19 protein-coding genes and 3 pseudogenes are annotated in these 19,562 nt (G+C 61.0%); 17 read left to right on the top strand and 5 right to left on the bottom strand.

Going from position 1 to position 19,562, the window contains the following annotated elements; all coding sequences use genetic code 11:
* Positions 1–251: 251 nt before the first annotated feature.
* The 4 genes and pseudogenes from LGH82_RS04005 to LGH82_RS04020 all read right to left on the bottom strand — a co-directional run bounded on the left by LGH82_RS04005 (position 252) and on the right by LGH82_RS04020 (position 5,032).
* Positions 252–1,201, bottom strand: a protein-coding gene (locus LGH82_RS04005) for an IS630 family transposase (protein WP_227343924.1) whose coding sequence is annotated in 2 segments (ribosomal slippage) — positions 252–859 and positions 859–1,201 — 951 coding nt in all. Because the reading frame shifts where the segments join, the coding sequence is not laid out codon by codon here.
* Between the two features lie 297 nt (positions 1,202–1,498).
* A pseudogene (locus LGH82_RS04010) lies at positions 1,499–2,757 on the bottom strand (class I SAM-dependent methyltransferase).
* 65 nt (positions 2,758–2,822) lie between these two features.
* Positions 2,823–3,668 (bottom strand): DUF1365 domain-containing protein, encoded by an 846-nt coding sequence (locus LGH82_RS04015; protein WP_227347386.1) that lies wholly within the window; start codon positions 3,666–3,668, stop codon positions 2,823–2,825.
* A 20-nt stretch (positions 3,669–3,688) separates the two neighbouring features.
* Entirely contained in the window at positions 3,689–5,032 is a 1,344-nt protein-coding gene (locus LGH82_RS04020; RefSeq protein ID WP_227347387.1) for an NAD(P)/FAD-dependent oxidoreductase, read from the bottom strand.
* 248 nt (positions 5,033–5,280) lie between these two features.
* On the opposite strand from LGH82_RS04020, the gene LGH82_RS33230 reads away from it, so the two are divergent.
* The 8 genes and pseudogenes from LGH82_RS33230 to LGH82_RS04055 all read left to right on the top strand — a co-directional run bounded on the left by LGH82_RS33230 (position 5,281) and on the right by LGH82_RS04055 (position 9,650).
* Positions 5,281–5,415 carry a hypothetical protein gene (locus LGH82_RS33230; RefSeq protein WP_264484359.1) on the top strand — a complete coding sequence of 45 codons (135 nt, stop codon included), beginning with the start codon at positions 5,281–5,283 and terminating at the stop codon, positions 5,413–5,415.
* 95 nt (positions 5,416–5,510) lie between these two features.
* Positions 5,511–5,801, top strand: coding sequence for a Dabb family protein (locus LGH82_RS04025; protein WP_227347388.1), 291 nt, complete (start codon positions 5,511–5,513; stop codon positions 5,799–5,801).
* A 357-nt stretch (positions 5,802–6,158) separates the two neighbouring features.
* Positions 6,159–7,034: a VOC family protein gene (locus LGH82_RS04030; protein WP_227347389.1), complete on the top strand. Its 876-nt coding sequence runs from the start codon at positions 6,159–6,161 to the stop codon at positions 7,032–7,034.
* On the top strand, positions 7,031–7,864 hold the full coding sequence (kdsA, locus tag LGH82_RS04035; protein WP_227347390.1) for a 3-deoxy-8-phosphooctulonate synthase: 834 nt from the start codon (positions 7,031–7,033) through the stop codon (positions 7,862–7,864). The genes LGH82_RS04030 and kdsA overlap by 4 nt, the downstream gene beginning before the upstream one ends.
* A 77-nt stretch (positions 7,865–7,941) precedes the next feature.
* Entirely contained in the window at positions 7,942–8,145 is a 204-nt protein-coding gene (locus LGH82_RS04040; RefSeq protein WP_227347391.1) for a dodecin family protein, read from the top strand.
* 83 nt (positions 8,146–8,228) lie between these two features.
* A pseudogene (locus tag LGH82_RS04045) lies at positions 8,229–8,438 on the top strand (PRC-barrel domain-containing protein); the annotation flags it as partial.
* A gap of 89 nt (positions 8,439–8,527) precedes the next feature.
* Positions 8,528–9,476 (top strand): IS630 family transposase gene (locus LGH82_RS04050; RefSeq protein ID WP_227343924.1). Its coding sequence is split into 2 segments (ribosomal slippage): positions 8,528–8,871 and positions 8,870–9,476, totalling 951 coding nucleotides; the frame shifts between segments, so codons are not numbered across the junction.
* Between the two features lie 30 nt (positions 9,477–9,506).
* Positions 9,507–9,650, top strand: coding sequence for a hypothetical protein (locus LGH82_RS04055; protein WP_227347392.1), 144 nt, complete (start codon positions 9,507–9,509; stop codon positions 9,648–9,650).
* A gap of 59 nt (positions 9,651–9,709) precedes the next feature.
* Here LGH82_RS04055 and LGH82_RS33235 read toward each other — a convergent pair whose 3' ends face one another.
* On the bottom strand, positions 9,710–9,835 hold the full coding sequence (locus tag LGH82_RS33235; protein WP_264484360.1) for a hypothetical protein: 126 nt from the start codon (positions 9,833–9,835) through the stop codon (positions 9,710–9,712).
* 199 nt (positions 9,836–10,034) lie between these two features.
* Between LGH82_RS33235 and eno the strand changes: the two genes are divergently transcribed.
* The 9 genes and pseudogenes from eno (at position 10,035) to lipA (ending at position 19,556) form a co-directional block, all read left to right on the top strand.
* Positions 10,035–11,309, top strand: coding sequence for a phosphopyruvate hydratase (eno, locus tag LGH82_RS04060; protein WP_227347393.1), 1,275 nt, complete (start codon positions 10,035–10,037; stop codon positions 11,307–11,309).
* Positions 11,310–11,440: 131 nt separating this feature from the next.
* Positions 11,441–11,764 (top strand): FtsB family cell division protein, encoded by a 324-nt coding sequence (locus LGH82_RS04065; RefSeq protein ID WP_227347394.1) that lies wholly within the window; start codon positions 11,441–11,443, stop codon positions 11,762–11,764.
* A gap of 172 nt (positions 11,765–11,936) precedes the next feature.
* Positions 11,937–12,974, top strand: coding sequence for a pyruvate dehydrogenase (acetyl-transferring) E1 component subunit alpha (gene pdhA, locus LGH82_RS04070; RefSeq protein WP_227347395.1), 1,038 nt, complete (start codon positions 11,937–11,939; stop codon positions 12,972–12,974).
* A gap of 15 nt (positions 12,975–12,989) precedes the next feature.
* A complete protein-coding gene (locus tag LGH82_RS04075; RefSeq protein ID WP_227347396.1) occupies positions 12,990–14,405 on the top strand; it encodes a pyruvate dehydrogenase complex E1 component subunit beta in 1,416 nt (471 codons plus the stop codon).
* A gap of 18 nt (positions 14,406–14,423) precedes the next feature.
* The gene (locus tag LGH82_RS04080) at positions 14,424–15,827 is read left to right on the top strand and encodes a pyruvate dehydrogenase complex dihydrolipoamide acetyltransferase (RefSeq protein WP_227347397.1); all 1,404 of its coding nucleotides are present in this window, start codon (positions 14,424–14,426) and stop codon (positions 15,825–15,827) included.
* A 187-nt stretch (positions 15,828–16,014) separates the two neighbouring features.
* Positions 16,015–16,650: an SGNH/GDSL hydrolase family protein gene (locus tag LGH82_RS04085; RefSeq protein ID WP_227347398.1), complete on the top strand. Its 636-nt coding sequence runs from the start codon at positions 16,015–16,017 to the stop codon at positions 16,648–16,650.
* A gap of 15 nt (positions 16,651–16,665) precedes the next feature.
* Positions 16,666–18,111 carry a dihydrolipoyl dehydrogenase gene (lpdA, locus tag LGH82_RS04090; RefSeq protein ID WP_227347399.1) on the top strand — a complete coding sequence of 482 codons (1,446 nt, stop codon included), beginning with the start codon at positions 16,666–16,668 and terminating at the stop codon, positions 18,109–18,111.
* An 85-nt stretch (positions 18,112–18,196) separates the two neighbouring features.
* The gene (locus LGH82_RS04095; RefSeq protein WP_227347400.1) at positions 18,197–18,454 is read left to right on the top strand and encodes a GlsB/YeaQ/YmgE family stress response membrane protein; all 258 of its coding nucleotides are present in this window, start codon (positions 18,197–18,199) and stop codon (positions 18,452–18,454) included.
* Positions 18,455–18,591: 137 nt separating this feature from the next.
* Positions 18,592–19,556, top strand: a pseudogene (gene lipA / locus LGH82_RS04100) (lipoyl synthase).
* The last annotated feature ends 6 nt before the right edge of the window (positions 19,557–19,562 follow it).

Below are 19,562 nucleotides of genomic sequence, written 5' to 3' on the forward strand. Positions count from 1 at the left end.
GCCAGAGGCACGGCTGTCTCGGGCGATGTCGGAATGGGCGGCAGCGGCGGCTCCGTTGACGTGCCCTGCGGATCGTTCGGTACGGTCGGCGACGTCATTCCCGCAGGAGAATTGATGGTAGAAGTTGGTGTGCTGTCGATGACGCCAGGCGTCGATGTCGGGCTGGTACTGAGACCCAGAGGGTCATCGGTGGGCGGCGATAACTCGCGTGCGGCAGTGGCAGCTGATATCCCGGCTAGAGCAGAATCTGATCATTCCGGCTCATATCCTGTTGCGGCGAAGTAGTTGGCGCACTCGGTTGGTGTGAAGCAAGGCAGTGCGGCGCTGATGGTATCCCACAATTCCGCGACGGTTCGTGCGGCGGCTTTGCGTAGAATCGATTTCAGCTTGGAAAAGGCGTTCTCGATCGGGTTGAAGTCGGGGGAATAGGGCGGGAGGAACATCATCCTTGCGCCGGTTGCTTCGATCGCCACACGGGCGGCTGCGCTTTTGTGCGCCGGCAGGTTGTCGAGGATCACGACATCGTCGGGCCGCAGCGTCGGCACGAGAACCTGCTCGACATAGGCGACAAACCATTCGCCAGTCATCGGGCCGTCCAGGACCATTGGCGCGGTCATGCCAGTGAGGCGCAGGGCGCCGGTGAACGTCGTCGTCTTCCAATGGCCATGCGGGATTGGCGATCGGCACCGCATCCCGCGCTTCGTGCGCCCCCGCAGTCGAGCCATCTTTGTCGAGGCTCCGGTCTCGTCGATGAAGACCAGATGCTCGGGATCAAGATCGGGCTGGGCGTCGAACCAGGCGTTTCGTCGCGCCGCCACGTCTGGCCGCTCCTGCTCGCTGGCGTGCGCCGTTTTTTTTTGAAGGTCATGGAGTGACGATCGAGAAACCGCCAGATCGTGCTCGTCGCAAACGACGCGCCATGCTCCTGTCGCAGCAACTCGGCGAGTTCGACCAGCGTGATGTCCACCCGCCTCTCGATCGCCGCCAGGATGATGTCGCGATACGCTTCAACGCGGTGGGACCGCCTGTCGCCGCCCTGCGGCTTTGCGCAGGTGGCTCCGGTCTCGCGCCATTCCCGGACCCAACGCACCGAGCTTGCCGCCGCCACGCCAAATCGCGCCGCTGCCGCCCGTCGCGACAGGCCGCCATCAACCGCTGCGACCACCCGAGCCCGCAAATCTTCCGATAAGGATTTCGCCATGCCATGCCGGCCTCCGAATCCAGCAGATATGCTGAATCAGATTTCCAATCCCAACGAAACCCCTATCGATTCTATCCGCTCGGATTTTGCTCTAGCAGGATTAGCGCGGCGATTGCAGGTCGTTTCAAGGAAGCCTCCTATGTCAAGAGGCGCTCAGCGTTGGATGCGGTATGTGGCGCTTGCGCCAGTGCAGAAAAACGGCGACCTTGTGATCGCGGTTGCATCACATTCGCATGAGCAAGGCCGCGCCTGGCCGGCGTCAGCGGGGCCGATCGTCGATGTCTGTGAATCCTAAATTTAGGCCTTGTAGACCACCTGCCGGACGTCGATGTAGCTGGCGCGAAAGCCCGCTTCGCAATAGTGCAGATAGAACTCCCAGAGTTTCTTGAAGCGATCGTCGAAGCCCAGCGGGACGATCTTTTCCCACGATGCCCAGAAGCGGTGGCGCCACTCGGCGATTGTACGCGCATAGTCGTCCGGAAACACGCGCTCGCGCAGATGGGCGAGGCCGTGGGTCGCTCCCAGTGCCTTCAATATTGATGGCGTTGGCAGCATTCCCCCTGGGAAAACATAGCGCTGGATGAAATCGGGACGGGCACGATAAGTGTCGTAGGCCTTCTCGTTGATGGTGATGATCTGCAGGCCGGCGGTCCCGCCGGGCCGCAGGCAATCCTTCATCTTGCTGAAGAACACCGGCCAGTATTTTTCACCAACGGCTTCAAACATCTCGATCGAGGCGATGCGGTCGTAGGTGCCGGTCTCGTCGCGATAGTCCTGCAGCTTGATATCGACCTTGTCGGCGAGCCCTGCCTTCTGGATGCGCGCCTTGGCGAAGTCATGCTGCTCGCGGCTTATCGTAAGACCGGTAACCCGGCAGCCGATCTCGCGCGCGGCGAATTCGGCGAAGCCGCCCCAGCCGCAGCCGATCTCCAGCACACATGGTCCTTCGGTCCAATGCCCGTGTCCTTTGCCAGGGCGCGGTACTTGGCGGCCTGCGCGCTTTCCAGATCGTTGGCGCCGGTCGTGTAGAGCGCCGAGGAATAGGTCATGCTCGGATCGAGCCATTCCTTGTAGAAGGCGTTGCCGAGGTCGTAATGCGCGGAGATGTTGCGCTTCGAGCCGGTTCGGGTGTTTTCGTTGAACCAGTGGCGGATGCGCTGTGCGGCATTGATCAGCCAACTGGCTCCACCCGCTATCCGCTCGCCGGTCTCTGAATTGACCACGAACAGCTCCAGGAAACTGGTCACGTCAGGGCTTTCCCAATCGCCGTCCATGTAGGATTCGGCGACGCCTATCGTGCCGCCGGTGAAGGCCCGGCCAGGCAAACGCCAGTTCTTCAGCACCAGTTCCGCGTCGGGACCCGGCCCCTTGCCGCCAACAAGGACGGCGCGACCATCCGGCATTCTCACCTTCAGCGACCCGCGCGGCAGGTTCATCGCGGCCGACAGAACCATTTTCGCCTTGGCTGGCAAGCCTTTCACGATCTCGGCGAAATTGAATTCGTCGAGCTTGATCGCCTCGCCCAACATAACGCCGGTGTGTTCCCTATTAGCCATTTCACATTCCTGGACTTCCGCGGAGTTGGCTGTAATATCCGCCAAACTCCTCACCCTCTCGCAGTTCATTCGCCAGGCTCGAACGCCGCTCCCTGATCCCGGTAACTGGTCGATTCCGGGGCGGGCGGGCTCGAACGAAAGCGCGCGCCCTTTAACCAGAGCTTCAGCGCCTCCCAGTGAATTCCCGCCACAATCTTCCACGTCATCAGGGGGAACTTCAAGAGGCAAGTCGCCAACTGCGGTGTGCCAAGTGGACAGCCCTGGCCCGCAAAGGTCGCCGACAGCAGCGGCTCGCCCTTTTCCGTCTCGTGAATACGCAGGCGCACCACTTTTCCGGGAGGCAAGATGTGAAAGTGATACCGGGCTCCCATGTCGATGAAAGGCGACACGTGAAAGATCTTCGTCCGTGTCTGGCGCACCCCAGCCGGGCTGAGATCGCCTGGCTCGATTGGAGCGACATAGGTGTGTCGCTCACCAAATGTATTTCGCACCGCGTAGATCATGGCGATCAGCGCGCCGGCATCATCGTAGCAGAAATAGACCGAGATCGGATTGAAGACGTAGCCGAGGATGCGCGGATAGGCGAGGAGCAGGATTCGGGCGGCTGGCTTGGCAAGCCCGGCGCCGGCAAGCAGCCGGTCGGCGAAGTCGCGCAATGTCTCGCCATCCCGCTCGACATGATCGCTCTCATGGAATGATGACAAGCCGCGCCGATTGACCCTCAGCAGCCAGGTCATGCCGCCCATCTCGGCCAGGCGGTCGATGTCTACGAGCAGCGAGAAGACCGAATAGACGAAACGATGGCCGAATGGTTTCAATCGCGCATGCATGACGTCGCCCGGATAGAGCACGCCGGCCGCTTGCGGCGGCGGTCCGTTCTCCGTCATCGTCGTTATGCGTTGTCTTTTCATGTAGCGCGCCCGCTGTTTTTCTATTCTGCCGCCAGCTTGAGTTGGGGCAGTTCTTCCTTTGATGCTCGCCACGGCACCTTCGCGCCAAGCGCGATCGCCGCGTCAAGGCCCGAGCGCAGTCCGTCCTCGTGAAAGCCATGGCCTGTCCACGCACCGGCAAAATAAGTGCCGCGCACACCCTGGATGTCGTCGAGGCGCGCCTGCGCCGACAGCGCGCGCGCATCATATTGGGGGTGGTCGAAAGCCCATTCGCCGAACACCAATTCCCTTCGCGGCTCGACGACCGGATTGAGCGAGACGAACAACGGCTTGGTTTCGTCGATGCCTTGCAGGCGATTCATCCAGTAGGTGACGGAGACTTCCGGCTCGTCGCGGTCGCAGGATGAGCGCAGATAGTTCCACGCCGACCAGGCAGCGCGCCGCTTCGGCATCAGGCGGGGATCCCGGTGCAGAATAACGCGGTTGGGCCGATAGGGAATGGCCGACAGGATCGATTCCTCGACGCTTGAGGCATCGCCCAGCATCGCAAGCGCCTGATCGCTGTGAGCGGCGATGATGACATTGTCGAAGCGGTCTGGCCCCTGGTCGCCGGCCCATACGGTGATGCCGAAGGCATCGCGAACCATGGTCCTGGCAGGCGCGGCCAGCCGCAACCTGGAACCGAGCGGCGCCAGCAGCTTTTGCAGATAATTCCGCGAGCCGCCGCTCACCGTACGCCATACGGGGCGCTCGCTATGGATCAGCCGATGATTCTCGAAGAAGGAGATAAAACTTGCGGCCGGATAGTCGAGCATCTTGGCGCGGGGGGTCGACCAGATGGCCGCCGCCATCGGCATGAGATAATTATCGCGAAACACGCTCGAGAAACGCTTTTTCTTCAGATAATCGCCGATCGTCAGGTGACCGAGCGACCCGCTGTCGCGATCGACAACGCATTCCTTGTTGAAGCGCAGGATTTCACGCAGCATCCAGAGAAAGCCGGGTGAAAAGACATTGCGCTTCTGGGCAAAGATCGTGCGCAGCGTCGAACCGCACCATTCGAGCTTGCCGCCGTCGAGCGACAGGGAAAAACCCATGTCGCTTTCATGCGTGGCCACGCCGAGATGCGAGAACAACGCCGTGAGGTCCGGGTAGGCGAGTTCATTGTAGACGATAAAGCCGGTATCAACCGAGATCGGAGTGCCGTCGTAGTCTATGTCCACCGTGGCCGTGTGCCCCCCCGGCCGACCTGATGCTTCAAACAGGGTGACATCAGCCGTCGGATTAAGCGCCCACGCTGCCGCGGCTCCGGATATTCCCGACCCGATGACCGCGATCTTCTTTCTGGCGCCATGCTGGCCTCGGTTGATAGGCACGATGTTCATCTTGTCCCCTTGCATCGACCTTTCTCGTCTCAGTGCGCATTGGCACGCTCTGGTGTCGGTCAATGAGAGTTACGGGGCAATCGACGCCGAGTTTCACGCCGTCGCCAGACAAAGTGTCTTTCGGCCCCATGGAAGCCGACTTCAGAATGGCGAGGCTACGAAACAAGACTTGGAAAAGATCTGGGGAGGGCGCTTGCCAATGCTGGAATGGCTATGGCCGCGCCGATGCGCATACGCTAGTTTTAGCCATGCGTTATGTAATCGTCATCTGCGCCATTACGTTCTTTCTGATCTGGGACGGCCTCTACAATCACGGCCGCTATCTCGACACGACTGTGCGGGAAATTTCGCGCGTCGTGCGCTATGTCACCGGCAAGGTCTGAACGTTCAAACGGGTCGCCGGCGCGACATCCTTGCCTGTTGACGAGACAGCTCTGCTGACCCAAAAGACGCCCGTATACCGATCGGGGAGTCTGGGTTGATCCGGCATATCGTTTTCTTCAGTGCACGGCGCAAAGAGGATGTGGAGGCTGTTCGAAACGGCCTGCTGGCGTTGGGCAAGATTCCCCATTCCAGTCTCTTCGAGGTCACCTTCAATACGAAAGTCGATCCGATGTCGGACGAGATCGATGTGGTTGTCTACGCCGAATTCGAGGACGAGGCGGCACTTGCCGCCTACAAGGCGCATCCGGTCTACGCCAAGACGACGAGCGAGGTGAAACCGCTGCGCGAACTGCGCTATTCCGCTGATGTCGTGGCCCTGGCCTGAGCGAGATCCCGCGTCAGCGTCTCGAGACGTTGCCTGTAGCACAGGAAAACGCGCGGCGAACAATCCCCGGCGATATCGTTGCCGAGGATATCGAGCCGAAAGGTGCCCGACCTATTCGGTTTGAACAGCAGATGTTTCGGTCATATCAACGCCGGGCCGCTTTGGCGCATTCCAGACCAGTACGGCAACCACCGTCATCGAGAGGATCGCTGCTGCCATGAACAGAATCTTTCCCATCGGAATCAGGTAGGCCGGCTTTCGGCAACTGCAAGTATCCTGCTCTCAAATGCCAGGATTTTCGCTGGCTCCGGATCAAACCCTTGAACCGCCTTGCCGAATGATGCACATCGCGCCCGTATGACCGAAGCACATGCCGCCAGACAACCGCTCGACCATCTCGTGCTGCCGACCATCAGCCTCGATGTGGCGCGAACACGGTTGACCTCGCTCGGATTCGTCGTTGCGCCGAACGGCATCCATCCCTTCGGCACCGAAAACTGCTGCGTCTTCCTTGCCGATGGCACTTATCTCGAACCGCTGGCGGTGGGGAACACGCAGGCCGCGGCACTGGCGATCGCGCAAGGCAATGTCTTCGTCGCACGTGACCGTCTCTATCGCGATAGCCGCGGCGAGGATGGATTTTCCGCCTTGGTCCTGGGAACCGGGGATGCCGAGGCCGATCACGCCCGCTATGTCGAGGCGGGCGTGTCGGCGGGAGATATATTGAACTTCTCGCGTGCATTCGTGGACACCTCAGGCAAGAGCGCCATGGCATCGTTCAAGCTCGCCTTCGCGTCCGCCAGCGGGACGGCGGATGCATTCCTGTTCGCCTGCGAGCGGGTCAATGCGCCCAAGATCGACCGCATGGCGTTACAGGCGCATGTCAATGGTGCGGCCGGCATCGTCGAGGTCGTGGCTGTCAGCGACATTCCTGGTGACCAAGGCCGATTGATTTCGATCGCCACGGGCGCGGAAGGCGAAAACACCTTCGATCTGCCGAACGCGAGGTTGGCCGTACTGACGTGCGCGGAACTCGAAACCCGCCTCGGTGTGCCTGTCGATGCACCGTCAAAGCTGCGCTTTGCCGCGATCGTCTTTTCGGTGCGGAATGCAGGGATTGCCGCGAAGCTGCTTGCAGCCAACGGCATTGCACACGACATACGTGGCAGTGACATTGTCGTGCAGGCCGCGCCAGGACAGGGCGCGGCGTTTATTTTCCGGGAGATCCGATGAGCAAGCCCAATTCGTCCGTAACCGTCGGCAACGTAACCTTCGCCAACAACGCGCCGCTCTCATTGATCGCTGGGCCCTGCCAGTTTGAATCGCGCCAGCACGCCTTCGACATGGCCGGCGCGCTCAAGGAACTGACCGGCAAGCTCGGCATAGGCCTAGTCTACAAGTCCAGCTACGACAAGGCCAATCGAACGTCGCTGTCGGCGACGCGCGGCGCCGGGATGGATGCGGCGCTTCCGGTCTTTGACGACCTGCGCAAGGAATTTTCGCTGCCCGTGCTGACCGATGTTCACACCGAGGAACAGTGCGCGATCGTGGCGCCGCATGTCGATGTGCTGCAGATTCCGGCTTTCCTGTCGCGCCAGACCGACATGCTGGTCGCCGCCGCCAGGACAGGCAAGGTCATCAACGTCAAGAAAGGCCAGTTCCTGGCCCCCTGGGACATGAAGAACGTCGTCGCCAAGATCACCGGTTCCGGCAACGCCAATGTGTTGACCACCGAGCGCGGCGCGTCCTTCGGCTACAACACGCTGGTGTCCGACATGCGGGCCTTGCCGATCATGGCCGAGATCGGCGCGCCGGTGATTTTCGACGCGACGCATTCGGTTCAGCAGCCTGGCGGGCAGGGCGGCTCCTCCGGCGGCGAGCGACGTTTCGTCGAGACACTGGCTCGCGCGGCTGTCGCCGTTGGCGTCGCCGGCGTGTTCATCGAGACCCATCAGGATCCCGATAATTCGACCTCTTCCGATGGCCCGAACATGGTGCCGTTGAAGGATATGCCGGCGCTGCTCGAAAGATTGATGGCGTTCGATCGCATCGCCAAGGGCTGACACGGGCTACGCTTGTGACGACAAGGCTACGGTTGTACGCTCGCCCGGCAAATGAGCGTCCTGGCAGGAGGAAAGCCATGTCCGTCGCCCGTGTCACCGAAATCAGCTCATCGTCGAAGAAGAGCTTTCATGAAGCCATCGAGAAGGGAATCGCGCGCGCTTCAAAGACGTTGAAGAACGTCGAAGGCGCCTGGATCCAGGACCAGAAGATCGTTGTCGAGGACGGCAAGATCGCCGCCTACCGGGTCAACATGAAGGTCACGTTCATCCTGGCGGAGTGATCGGCCGGCACCGAAAAAGGCGGGAACCTTCGCCCGCGCCCCTCATTGTCAAAGCATACTTCAACGACAACGAGGAGCGCATCATGACGACCCAGACAGGCCACACCGAAGCCATTGCCGCTTCGCGCGTCATCGGTACATCCGTCTACAACACCGAAGGCAAGAGCATCGGCAGCATCGAGGACATCATGCTCGACAAAACGTCGGCCGGGATCATGTTCGCGGTGATCGGTTTTGGCGGCTTTCTCGGTATTGGCGAGAAGTATCACGCCGTCCCGTGGGCAAGCCTAGAGCAAAATCCGAGCGGATAGAATCGATAGGGGTTTCGTTGGGATTGGAAATCTGATTCAGCATATCTGCTGGATTCGGAGGCCGGCATGGCATGGCGAAATCCTTATCGGAAGATTTGCGGGCTCGGGTGGTCGCAGCGGTTGATGGCGGCCTGTCGCGACGGGCGGCAGCGGCGCGATTTGGCGTGGCGGCGGCAAGCTCGGTGCGTTGGGTCCGGGAATGGCGCGAGACCGGAGCCACCTGCGCAAAGCCGCAGGGCGGCGACAGGCGGTCCCACCGCGTTGAAGCGTATCGCGACATCATCCTGGCGGCGATCGAGAGGCGGGTGGACATCACGCTGGTCGAACTCGCCGAGTTGCTGCGACAGGAGCATGGCGCGTCGTTTGCGACGAGCACGATCTGGCGGTTTCTCGATCGTCACTCCATGACCTTCAAAAAAAACGGCGCACGCCAGCGAGCAGGAGCGGCCAGACGTGGCGGCGCGACGAAACGCCTGGTTCGACGCCCAGCCCGATCTTGATCCCGAGCATCTGGTCTTCATCGACGAGACCGGAGCCTCGACAAAGATGGCTCGACTGCGGGGGCGCACGAAGCGCGGGATGCGGTGCCGATCGCCAATCCCGCATGGCCATTGGAAGACGACGACGTTCACCGGCGCCCTGCGCCTCACTGGCATGACCGCGCCAATGGTCCTGGACGGCCCGATGACTGGCGAATGGTTTGTCGCCTATGTCGAGCAGGTTCTCGTGCCGACGCTGCGGCCCGACGATGTCGTGATCCTCGACAACCTGCCGGCGCACAAAAGCGCAGCCGCCCGTGTGGCGATCGAAGCAACCGGCGCAAGGATGATGTTCCTCCCGCCCTATTCCCCCGACTTCAACCCGATCGAGAACGCCTTTTCCAAGCTGAAATCGATTCTACGCAAAGCCGCCGCACGAACCGTCGCGGAATTGTGGGATACCATCAGCGCCGCACTGCCTTGCTTCACACCAACCGAGTGCGCCAACTACTTCGCCGCAACAGGATATGAGCCGGAATGATCAGATTCTGCTCTAGAATACGACGAGAAGATGCACGGCTATGTCGTGCCCTTTTCTAGGGAACAGCTGGAGGCGGCTCCTGCCTATTCGATCAACGAACTGGCCGGCGCGGACGGCGAGAGCACGCGCGACGCGTCCTATAAATATTACAAGGTCGCGCCTTACTGGCATTGACGCTTTGTCTCTCGAAAAAAGGCCCCGTTTCGACGGGGCCTTTTGATTCAGTCCGATGCCTACTCGCTGATGTGCAAGGCCGGCAACGGCTCGATCGCCTTTGGCGGCGACCGCTGATTGTCACACGAGGTCAGGAATGCAGCCGCGATCAGGAACAAACTCACGATACCGCTCAACTCGGACATGGCGAAACTCCCTTCTGTTTCGCCCCGCGCACAACAGCCATAGCCCGAAATCCACGTCCGACGTCATGACTTATGATGACAGAAATTTGCGCTTCGTGACTCGGGAGGTCGGCAATATTTGCCAGCGCCACGATTGCGTTTTGCGGTGCTTTGGCTAAGACGTGCGCGACGCTTCAATCGATCAATCGAGGACATCGCAATGACTGCCATCATCGACATTGTCGGGCGTGAAATCCTGGACAGCCGTGGAAATCCGACCGTCGAGGTCGACGTCATACTCGAAGACGGCTCGATGGGCCGCGCGGCCGTACCGTCGGGCGCCTCCACCGGCGCGCATGAGGCGGTCGAACTGCGCGACGGCGGCGCCCGCTACCTCGGCAAGGGCGTGCTGCGCGCCGTAGAGGCCGTGAACGGCGAACTGTTCGAGGCGATCGGCGGCATGGAAGCCGAAAACCAGATCCATATCGACCAGACCATGATCGAGTTGGACGGCACGCCCAACAAGAGCCGGCTCGGCGCCAACGCCATCCTCGGCATTTCGCTGGCGGTGGCCAAGGCCGCCGCCGATGCCGCCGGCCTGCCGCTCTACCGCTACGTCGGCGGCACCAAGGCCCACGTCTTGCCGGTGCCGATGATGAACATCATCAATGGGGGCGCGCATGCCGACAACCCGATCGACTTCCAGGAGTTCATGATCCTGCCGATCGGCGCGCCGTCGCTGCGCGAAGGCGTTCGCTGGGGGTCGGAAGTCTTCCACACCCTGAAGAAGAAGCTGAAGGATGCCGGGCACAACACCAATGTCGGCGACGAAGGCGGTTTTGCTCCGAACCTGAAGAGCGCGCCGGTCGCGCTCGACTTCATAATGGAATCGATCGAGAAGGCCGGCTTCAAGCCGGGCGAGGAAATCGCGCTTGGCCTCGATTGCGCGGCGACAGAATTCTTCAAGGGCGGCAACTACGTCTATGAGGGCGAGAAGAAGACCCGTGATCCCAAGGCCCAGGCCAAGTATCTGGCCAAGCTCGCCGCCGACTATCCGATCATTTCGATCGAGGACGGCCTGGCTGAAGACGACTGGGAAGGCTGGAAGTACCTTACCGACCTGATCGGCAAGAAGACCCAGCTGGTCGGCGATGACCTGTTTGTCACCAACACGGCGCGGCTGCGCGACGGCATCCGCATGGGCGTCGCCAATTCGATCCTGGTCAAGGTCAACCAGATCGGCTCGCTGACGGAAACGCTCGACGCGGTCGAGACCGCGCACAAGGCAGGCTACACGGCAGTCATGTCGCATCGTTCGGGCGAGACCGAGGATTCGACCATCGCCGATCTCGCTGTTGCCACCAATTGCGGACAGATCAAGACGGGATCGCTCTCGCGTTCTGATCGCATGGCCAAGTACAACCAGCTCATCCGCATCGAGGAAGAACTCGGCAAGCAGGCGAGCTACGCCGGCAAGTCCATCGTCAAGGGCTGATACGAACCATATCCGAAGGAAAAGGGCGGGAGCATTCCCGCCCTTTTTCGTTCTGGCTGCCGCCAATCCTGCAGTCCGTAACCGTCCATTAAGCACAATGGGGCGAGATGAGGTGTCAGAGGATTTGGACGATGTGGACACGCCAGCATAAACAAAGAAACACCGGCCGGCTGATCATCCCCTCGCTCTGCGTGGTGTTCGTGGCCTATTTCGGCTTCCACGCCTATCATGGCGAGTTCGGCATCAATTCAAGATATCAGATGGAAGCCAGGGCGGCCGATCTTCAAGGGCAGCTCAATGCCATCAAAGCGCGCCGCGTCGAGCTCGAACGCCGTGTCCAGCTGCTGCACGAGGGCTCGATCGAGAAGGATATGCTCGATGAGCAAGCGCGCAGGGCGCTGAATCTTTCCCAGGCTGATGAAATTACCATCATGCTGCCTGACTCAAATAAATAACTGAATTCCAGTTAATCACCAATATTTTCAATGTTTTTAACTGCTTAGACGCATGTCAGCCATGCAATTTCGGCATGGCGGAACGCTTTCTCGCGTGTTAGCCTCTCTGAAATCGGTGGGGAGAACTGATCTCCCCTAATGTCCGCGAAGAGACGCCAACAGGGAGTGATGCATGGCCACCGCCGCCAGAAAAGCGCCTGCCAAATCCAAATCCGACGGCAAATCAGGGCTTTCAGCGCCCAAACCCGCCGACTTCACCAAGGACGAAGAGCTTGCCGCCTACCGGCACATGCTGCTCATCCGCCGCTTCGAGGAAAAGGCCGGCCAGCTCTATGGCATGGGCTTCATCGGCGGCTTCTGCCATCTCTACATCGGCCAGGAAGCGGTCGTTACCGGTATGAAGATGGCTCTGATCGAAGGCGATCAGATGATCACCGCCTATCGCGATCACGGCCATATGCTGGCGATGGAATTGTCGCCGCGCGGCGTCATGGCCGAGCTGACCGGCCGCCGTGGCGGCCTGTCTAGGGGCAAGGGCGGCTCCATGCACATGTTCTCCAAGGAGAAGCATTTTTACGGCGGCCACGGCATCGTCGGTGCGCAGGTGTCGCTTGGCACCGGTCTCGCCTTTGCCAATCGCTACCGCGACAACAACAATGTGTCGCTGACCTATTTCGGCGATGGCGCCGCTAACCAAGGTCAGGTCTACGAAAGCTTCAACATGGCTTCGCTGTGGAAGCTGCCGGTGATCTACATCATCGAGAACAACCGCTATGCCATGGGCACGTCCGTTTCGCGCTCGTCGGCCGAGACCGATTTCTCGCACCGTGGCGCCTCCTTCAAGATTCCCGGCATCCAGGTTGACGGCATGGACGTCCGCGCCGTGAAAGCCGCTGGCGATCTGGCTACCGAATGGTGCCGCGCCGGCAACGGACCGCTGATCCTCGAAATGCAGACCTACCGCTACCGCGGCCACTCAATGTCCGATCCGGCCAAATACCGCTCCAAGGAAGAAGTGCAGAAGATGCGCTCCGAACATGACCCGATCGAGCAGGTCAAGGCGCGGCTGACCGAGAAGAAATGGGCGACCGAGGACGAACTGAAGGCCATAGACAAGGAAGTTCGCGACATCGTCGCCGACGCCGCCGAATTTGCCCAGCACGACGCAGAGCCGGATCCGTCCGAGCTCTGGACCGACATCGTACTGTAACGGGAGGGCAAGGACATGCCGATCGAAATTCTCATGCCCGCTCTCTCGCCAACCATGGAAGAGGGCAATCTTTCCAAGTGGTTGAAGAACGAGGGCGACAAGGTTGTCGCCGGCGATGTCATCGCCGAGATCGAAACCGACAAGGCGACGATGGAAGTCGAAGCCGTCGATGAAGGCACGCTGGGCAAGATCCTGATTGCGGCGGGCACAGAAGGCGTCAAGGTCAACACGCCGATCGCCGTTTTGCTGCTGGACGGCGAAAGTGTCGCCGATGTCGGCAAATCCTCGGCTCCCGCCAAGGCGGAAGCGCCAGCGAAGGCAGAGGCCCCGGTCGAGGAAAAAGTTCCGGCCGAGGAAAAGGCGGAAGCCGCGAAACCAGCCGCCGCACCGGTCGCAGCCGCTCCCAAGACGGAAATCGCCGCCGATCCGGACATTCCGGCCGGCACGGAGATGGTCTCGACCACGGTGCGTGAAGCGCTTCGTGATGCCATGGCCGAGGAGATGCGCCGCGACGGCGACGTCTTCGTCATGGGCGAGGAGGTCGCCGAATACCAGGGCGCCTACAAGATCACGCAAGGGCTGCTGCAGGAATTTGGCCCACGGCGCGTCGTCGACACGCCGATCACCGAGCATGGTTTTGCCGGCGTCGGCGTGGGTGCGGCGATGGCCGGGCTCAGGCCGATTGTCGAGTTCATGACCTTCAACTTCGCCATGCAGGCGATCGACCAGATCATCAACTCCGCCGCCAAGACGCTCTATATGTCCGGCGGCCAGATGGGTGCGCCGATCGTGTTTCGCGGACCGAACGGAGCCGCCGCCCGCGTCGCCGCCCAGCATTCGCAGTGCTACGCCGCCTGGTACAGCCACATTCCCGGCCTGAAGGTCGTGATGCCCTATACCGCCGCCGACGCCAAGGGCTTGCTGAAGGCCGCGATTCGCGATCCCAATCCGATCATCTTCCTGGAGAACGAAATCCTCTACGGCCAGTCCTTCGACGTGCCGAAGCTGGATGATTTCGTGCTGCCGATCGGCAAGGCGCGCATCCACAAGACCGGCAAGGACGTCACCATCGTCTCGTTCGGCATCGGCATGACGTATGCGGTGAGGGCGGAGGCGGAACTGCGCGGCATGGGCATCGATGTCGAGATCATCGATCTCCGCACCATCCGGCCGCTCGATTTCGACACCATCATCGCCTCGGTCAAGAAGACCAACCGGCTGATCGTTGTTGAAGAGGGATATCCGCAGAACTCGGTCGGCGACCACATCGCCAACCAGGTGTCGCAGCGCGCCTTCGACTTCCTCGACGCCCCGGTCATCACCATTGCCGGCAAGGATGTGCCGATGCCCTATGCGGCGAACCTCGAAAAGCTGGCATTGCCCAATGTCGGCGAGGTCATCGAGGCGGTCAAAGCCGTCACGTATCGCTGAACCGGGCGGGAGGAAAACATGCCAATCAACATCACCATGCCGGCCCTCTCGCCAACGATGGAAGAGGGCAATCTGTCCAAGTGGCTCGTGAAGGAAGGCGACAAGGTTTCGCCGGGTGACGTGATCGCCGAAATCGAGACCGACAAGGCGACGATGGAGGTCGAAGCCGTTGATGAGGGCACGGTTGCGAAGCTGGTCGTTCCAGCCGGTACCGAAGGCGTCAAGGTCAATGCTCTGATCGCTATTCTTGCCGCGGAAGGCGAGGATGCTGGCGCTGCCGCAAAGGGCGGTGGCGACGCCGCGCCGGCTAAGGTTGAGGCTCCGAAGGCTGAGGCCGCCAAGGCCGAAGCACCAAAGGCTGAGGCACCAAAGGCCGATGCACCAAAGGCCGGACCTGCCGCTGCCGCACCCAAGACGGAAGCCGCGCCTGCCGCCAATGGTCATGCCGGTGGTGAGCGCACCTTTGCCTCGCCGCTTGCACGTCGCCTTGCCAAGGACGCCGGCGTCGATGTGTCCTCGGTAACCGGCACCGGCCCGCATGGCCGCGTGGTGAAGGCCGACGTTGACGCGGCGATTGCCGGTGGCGGCGCCAAGACGGCTCCCGCAGCCAAGGCAGCGCCTGCAGCTGCTCCGGCGGCTCCCGCCACCACAGCGGCGTCTGCACCCAAGGCCATGTCGGACGATCAGGTGCTGAAGCTGTTCGAACCCGGCTCCTATGAACTCGTCCCGCATGACAACATGCGCAAGACCATCGCGCGCCGCCTGGTCGAGGCCAAATCAACCATTCCGCATTTCTACCTGACGCTCGACTGCGAACTCGATGCGCTCTTGGCGCTGCGCACGCAGCTCAACGCGGCGGCGCCGATGAAGAAGACCGACAAGGGCGAAGCGCCCGCCTACAAGCTGTCGGTCAACGACATGGTGATCAAGGCGATGGCCATGGCATTGAAGGCGGTGCCGGATGCCAATGCCTCGTGGACCGAAAGCGCCATGGTCAAGCACAAGCATGTCGATGTCGGTGTCGCCGTCTCGATCCCCGGCGGCCTGATTACGCCGATCATCCGCAAGGCGGACGAAAAGACGCTGTCGGTGATCTCCAACGAGATCAAGGATCTTGCCAGCCGCGCCCGCAGCCGCAAGCTGAAGCCGGAAGAGTACCAGGGCGGCACCACGGCGGTGTCCAACCTCGGCATGTTCGGCATCAAGGACTTTGCCGCGGTCATCAACCCGCCGCATGCGACGATCCTTGCGGTTGGTGCCGGCGAGCAGCGGGCCGTGGTGAAGAACGGCGAGATCAAGGTTGCGACGGTCATGTCGGTGACGCTGTCGACCGACCATCGCGCCGTTGATGGCGCGCTTGGCGCCGAACTTCTCGTCGCCTTCAAACGCCTGATCGAAAACCCGATGGGCATGCTGGTGTAGGAAAGAAGAAGGCGGTGCGGAAATCCTTCACCAGCCTTCTCGCTCGAACCACTCCCGGTTTGACCGGCGGACCGACAGTGCCGCGATGCACTGTCGTGACTGGCGGCATGACGAATCCATTGTTGGAATTGGTTTTTCGTGTGCCGCCGAATCGCGGGCGCGGACAGGTCTGGGGAGGGGAGACGGCATGAAGACAGTTCTTTGCTACGGCGATTCGCTGACATGGGGCTACAATGCGGAAGGCGGCCGTCATCCGCTGGAAGACCGTTGGCCGAGCGTGCTGCAGGCAGTGTTGGGCGACGGCGTGTACGTTGTCGCCGACGGCCTGAATGGCCGCACCACCGCCTTCGACGATCATCTGGCCGGCGCGGACCGCAACGGCGCAAGACTGTTGCCAACCGTTCTGATGACGCACGCGCCGATCGACCTGATCGTCATCATGCTTGGCGCCAACGACATGAAGCCATGGATCCATGGCAATCCGGTCGCGGCCAAGCAAGGCATCCAACGCCTGATCAATATCGTGCGCGGTCACGACTATCCGTTTGACTGGCCGGCGCCGCAAATCCTCATCGTTTCGCCGCCAGCGGTCAGTCGCACCGAAAACGCCGAATTCAAGGAAATGTTCGCCGGTGGCGATGACGCTTCCACTAGGTTGGCGCCGCTCTATGCCGCCCTTGCCGATGAGAGCGGCTGCGGCTTCTTCGACGCGGGCGCCGTGGCGACGACCACGCCGCTCGACGGCGTGCATCTAGACGCTGAAAACACGCGAAATATCGGTCAAGCCCTCGCGCCACTCGTGCGCGTCATGCTGGAATTGTGAACCAGGAGAAAGCCCGTGGCTGAGAACTACGACGTCATCATTATCGGTTCCGGCCCCGGCGGCTATATCGCCGCCATTCGTGCGGCGCAGCTGGGTCTCAAGACGGCGGTCGTCGAGCGCGAACATCTGGCGGGCATCTGCTCGAACTGGGGCTGCATTCCGACCAAGGCGCTGCTGCGCTCGGCCGAGATCATGCACTATTCGGACCATCTCAAGGACTACGGCCTGAAGATCGACGGCAGCATCAAGGCGGATCTGAAGGCGATTGTTGACCGTTCGCGTGGCATCGCGCAGCGCATGAATGGCGGTGTCGGCTTCCTGATGAAGAAGAACAAGGTTGACGTCATCTGGGGTGAGGCCAAACTGACTAAGGCCAATGAGATCGTCGTTTCGAAGACGTCCAAGAAGCCGATGGAGCCGCAGGCGCCACTGCCCAAGAACACCAAGGGCGAGGGCACCTACGCGGCCAAGCATATCATCATCGCCACTGGCGCCCGCCCGCGCGCGCTGCCCGGTATCGAGCCGGACGGAAAGCTGATCTGGACCTATTTCGAGGCCATGGTGCCGCCGGAAATGCCGAAGTCGTTGCTGGTGATGGGCTCGGGCGCCATCGGCATTGAGTTTGCCTCCTTCTATCGCACCATGGGCGTCGATGTGACGGTGGTGGAGGTGCTCCCGGCCGTCATGCCCGTGGAGGACGCCGAGATTTCCGCCTTCGCCAAGAAGCAGTTCGAGAAGCAGGGCATGAAGATCCATCTCGAGGCCAAGGTAACCAAGGTCGAGAAGTCAGCCAATTCGATCACCGCCCATGTCGAGATGAAGGACGGCAAGGTCGAGAAAATCACCGCCGACCGGATGATTTCCGCTGTCGGCGTCCAGGGCAACATTGAGAATCTCGGCCTGGAGGCACTCGGCGTCAAGACCGATCGCGGCTGCATCGTCATCGACAGCTATGGCAAGACCAATGTCGCCGGTGTCTATGCCATCGGCGATGTCGCCGGCCCGCCAATGCTCGCCCACAAGGCCGAGCATGAAGCGATCATCTGCGTCGAGAAGATCGCCGGCCTGCCCAATGTCCATCCGATGGACAAGCTCAAGATTCCCGGTTGCACCTACTGCAATCCGCAGGTGGCCTCGGTCGGCCTGACGGAAGCCAAGGCAAAGGCCGAGGGCAAGGATATCCGTGTCGGCCGCTTCCCCTTCGTTGCCAACGGTAAGGCGATCGCGCTGGGCGAAGACCAGGGTCTGGTCAAGACCATCTTTGACAAGAAGACCGGTCAGCTACTGGGCGCCCATATGGTCGGTGCCGAAGTCACCGAACTGATCCAGGGCTTCGTCGTGGCGATGAACCTCGAGACCACCGAGGAAGAGCTGATGCACACCATCTTCCCGCATCCGACGCTGTCGGAGATGATGAAGGAAAGCGTGCTCGACGCCTATGGCCGCGCGCTGAATGCATGATAAATTGAGCGTGCAAGACTCGAATTTGACGGCGGGGTAATTCGGTTCCGGATGCATTTTCACCCATCATACAAGGAGAGGGCATATGCACTTGAATGGCGTAGGTTGGATAGCAGCGATCATCATCGGAGGCTTGGCGGGCTGGTTCGCCGAAATGTTCATGAAGAGCAATACGGGCGTCTTGATGAACATCATTCTCGGCATCGTCGGCGCGATCGTGCTGAATGCCATTCTGCAGGCCCTGAACATTGGCGTCTTCGGTATCGGCTGGACCGCCTATCTGATCACCGGCTTTATCGGGGCCTGTCTGCTGATTTGGGTCGGCCGCTTGGTTCGCCGTTAACACGGCTGAACACCAGCTATGCGAAAAAGGCTGTTGCGGCATGTGCCGTGGCGGCCTTTTTCTTTGCGCCGAAAAGTCTTAGATGACATTGGAAAGGCGAGCGCCGGGTAGGCGGTCGCGAGGAGCCGGGTTTTCAAATGGTCACTGTCCTCGACAACATCGCCAATGCGCCGCGCCTGCGGCATCCGGAGAAGGCCCACAAGCCCGACCAGGAGGTGCTTCGCAAACCCGATTGGATCCGCGTCAAGGCGCCGATGTCGAAGGGCTATGCCGAGACGCGCGAGATCGTGAAGTCGCACAAGCTGGTGACGGTATGTGAAGAGGCGGGCTGTCCGAATATCGGCGAGTGCTGGGAGAAAAGCACGCCACCTTCATGATCATGGGCGAAATCTGCACGCGCGCCTGCGCGTTCTGCAACGTCGCCACTGGTATCCCGACCGCGCTCGATGCTGATGAGCCGGCCCGCGTCGCGCATGCCGTCAAGCAGATGGGGCTGACCCATGTCGTCATCACCTCGGTTGATCGCGACGATCTCGCCGATGGCGGTGCCCGGCATTTCGCCGAAGTCATCCGCGCCATCAGGGCAGCGACACCTTTGACGACGATCGAAATCCTGACACCTGATTTCCTGCGCAAGGAAGGCGCGCTGGAGATAGTGGTTGCTGCCAGGCCCGACGTCTTCAACCACAATCTGGAAACCGTGCCGTCCAACTATCTGACGGTTCGTCCGGGCGCGCGCTACTTCCACTCGATCAGGCTTCTGCAGCGCGTGAAGGAACTCGATCCTTCGATCTTCACCAAGTCCGGCATCATGGTCGGCCTCGGCGAAGAGCGGAATGAAATCCTGCAGTTGATGGACGACCTGCGCTCGGCCAATGTCGACTTCATGACCATCGGTCAGTACCTGCAGCCGTCGAAGAAGCATCATCCGGTGATACGCTTCGTAACGCCGGAGGAGTTCAAGTCGTTCGAGACGATCGGCAAGACCAAGGGCTTCCTTCTGGTGGCGTCGAGCCCGCTGACGCGCTCGTCGCACCATGCCGGCGACGACTTCGCCCGACTACGCGCAGCGCGGGAAGCGCTCCTGAAGAAATCAGCCTAATCCGCT

Origin of the sequence: Mesorhizobium sp. PAMC28654 (assembly GCF_020616515.1) — a bacterium.
GTDB lineage: Bacteria > Pseudomonadota > Alphaproteobacteria > Rhizobiales > Rhizobiaceae > Mesorhizobium.

What these genes read in the sequence shown, in the direction of transcription:
- LGH82_RS04075 (WP_227347396.1), top strand. Translation starts at nt 12,990, where the DNA reads ATGCCGATCGAAATTCTCATGCCCGCTCTCTCGCCAACCATGGAAGAG.
- LGH82_RS04080 (WP_227347397.1), top strand. Translation starts at nt 14,424, where the DNA reads ATGCCAATCAACATCACCATGCCGGCCCTCTCGCCAACGATGGAAGAG.
- LGH82_RS33230 (WP_264484359.1), top strand. Translation starts at nt 5,281, where the DNA reads ATGCGTTATGTAATCGTCATCTGCGCCATTACGTTCTTTCTGATCTGG.
- pdhA (WP_227347395.1), top strand. Translation starts at nt 11,937, where the DNA reads ATGGCCACCGCCGCCAGAAAAGCGCCTGCCAAATCCAAATCCGACGGC.
- LGH82_RS04015 (WP_227347386.1), bottom strand. Translation starts at nt 3,668, where the DNA reads ATGAAAAGACAACGCATAACGACGATGACGGAGAACGGACCGCCGCCG.
- eno (WP_227347393.1), top strand. Translation starts at nt 10,035, where the DNA reads ATGACTGCCATCATCGACATTGTCGGGCGTGAAATCCTGGACAGCCGT.
- LGH82_RS04030 (WP_227347389.1), top strand. Translation starts at nt 6,159, where the DNA reads ATGACCGAAGCACATGCCGCCAGACAACCGCTCGACCATCTCGTGCTG.
- LGH82_RS04040 (WP_227347391.1), top strand. Translation starts at nt 7,942, where the DNA reads ATGTCCGTCGCCCGTGTCACCGAAATCAGCTCATCGTCGAAGAAGAGC.
- LGH82_RS33235 (WP_264484360.1), bottom strand. Translation starts at nt 9,835, where the DNA reads ATGTCCGAGTTGAGCGGTATCGTGAGTTTGTTCCTGATCGCGGCTGCA.
- LGH82_RS04020 (WP_227347387.1), bottom strand. Translation starts at nt 5,032, where the DNA reads ATGAACATCGTGCCTATCAACCGAGGCCAGCATGGCGCCAGAAAGAAG.
- LGH82_RS04065 (WP_227347394.1), top strand. Translation starts at nt 11,441, where the DNA reads ATGTGGACACGCCAGCATAAACAAAGAAACACCGGCCGGCTGATCATC.
- kdsA (WP_227347390.1), top strand. Translation starts at nt 7,031, where the DNA reads ATGAGCAAGCCCAATTCGTCCGTAACCGTCGGCAACGTAACCTTCGCC.
- LGH82_RS04095 (WP_227347400.1), top strand. Translation starts at nt 18,197, where the DNA reads ATGCACTTGAATGGCGTAGGTTGGATAGCAGCGATCATCATCGGAGGC.
- LGH82_RS04085 (WP_227347398.1), top strand. Translation starts at nt 16,015, where the DNA reads ATGAAGACAGTTCTTTGCTACGGCGATTCGCTGACATGGGGCTACAAT.
- LGH82_RS04055 (WP_227347392.1), top strand. Translation starts at nt 9,507, where the DNA reads ATGCACGGCTATGTCGTGCCCTTTTCTAGGGAACAGCTGGAGGCGGCT.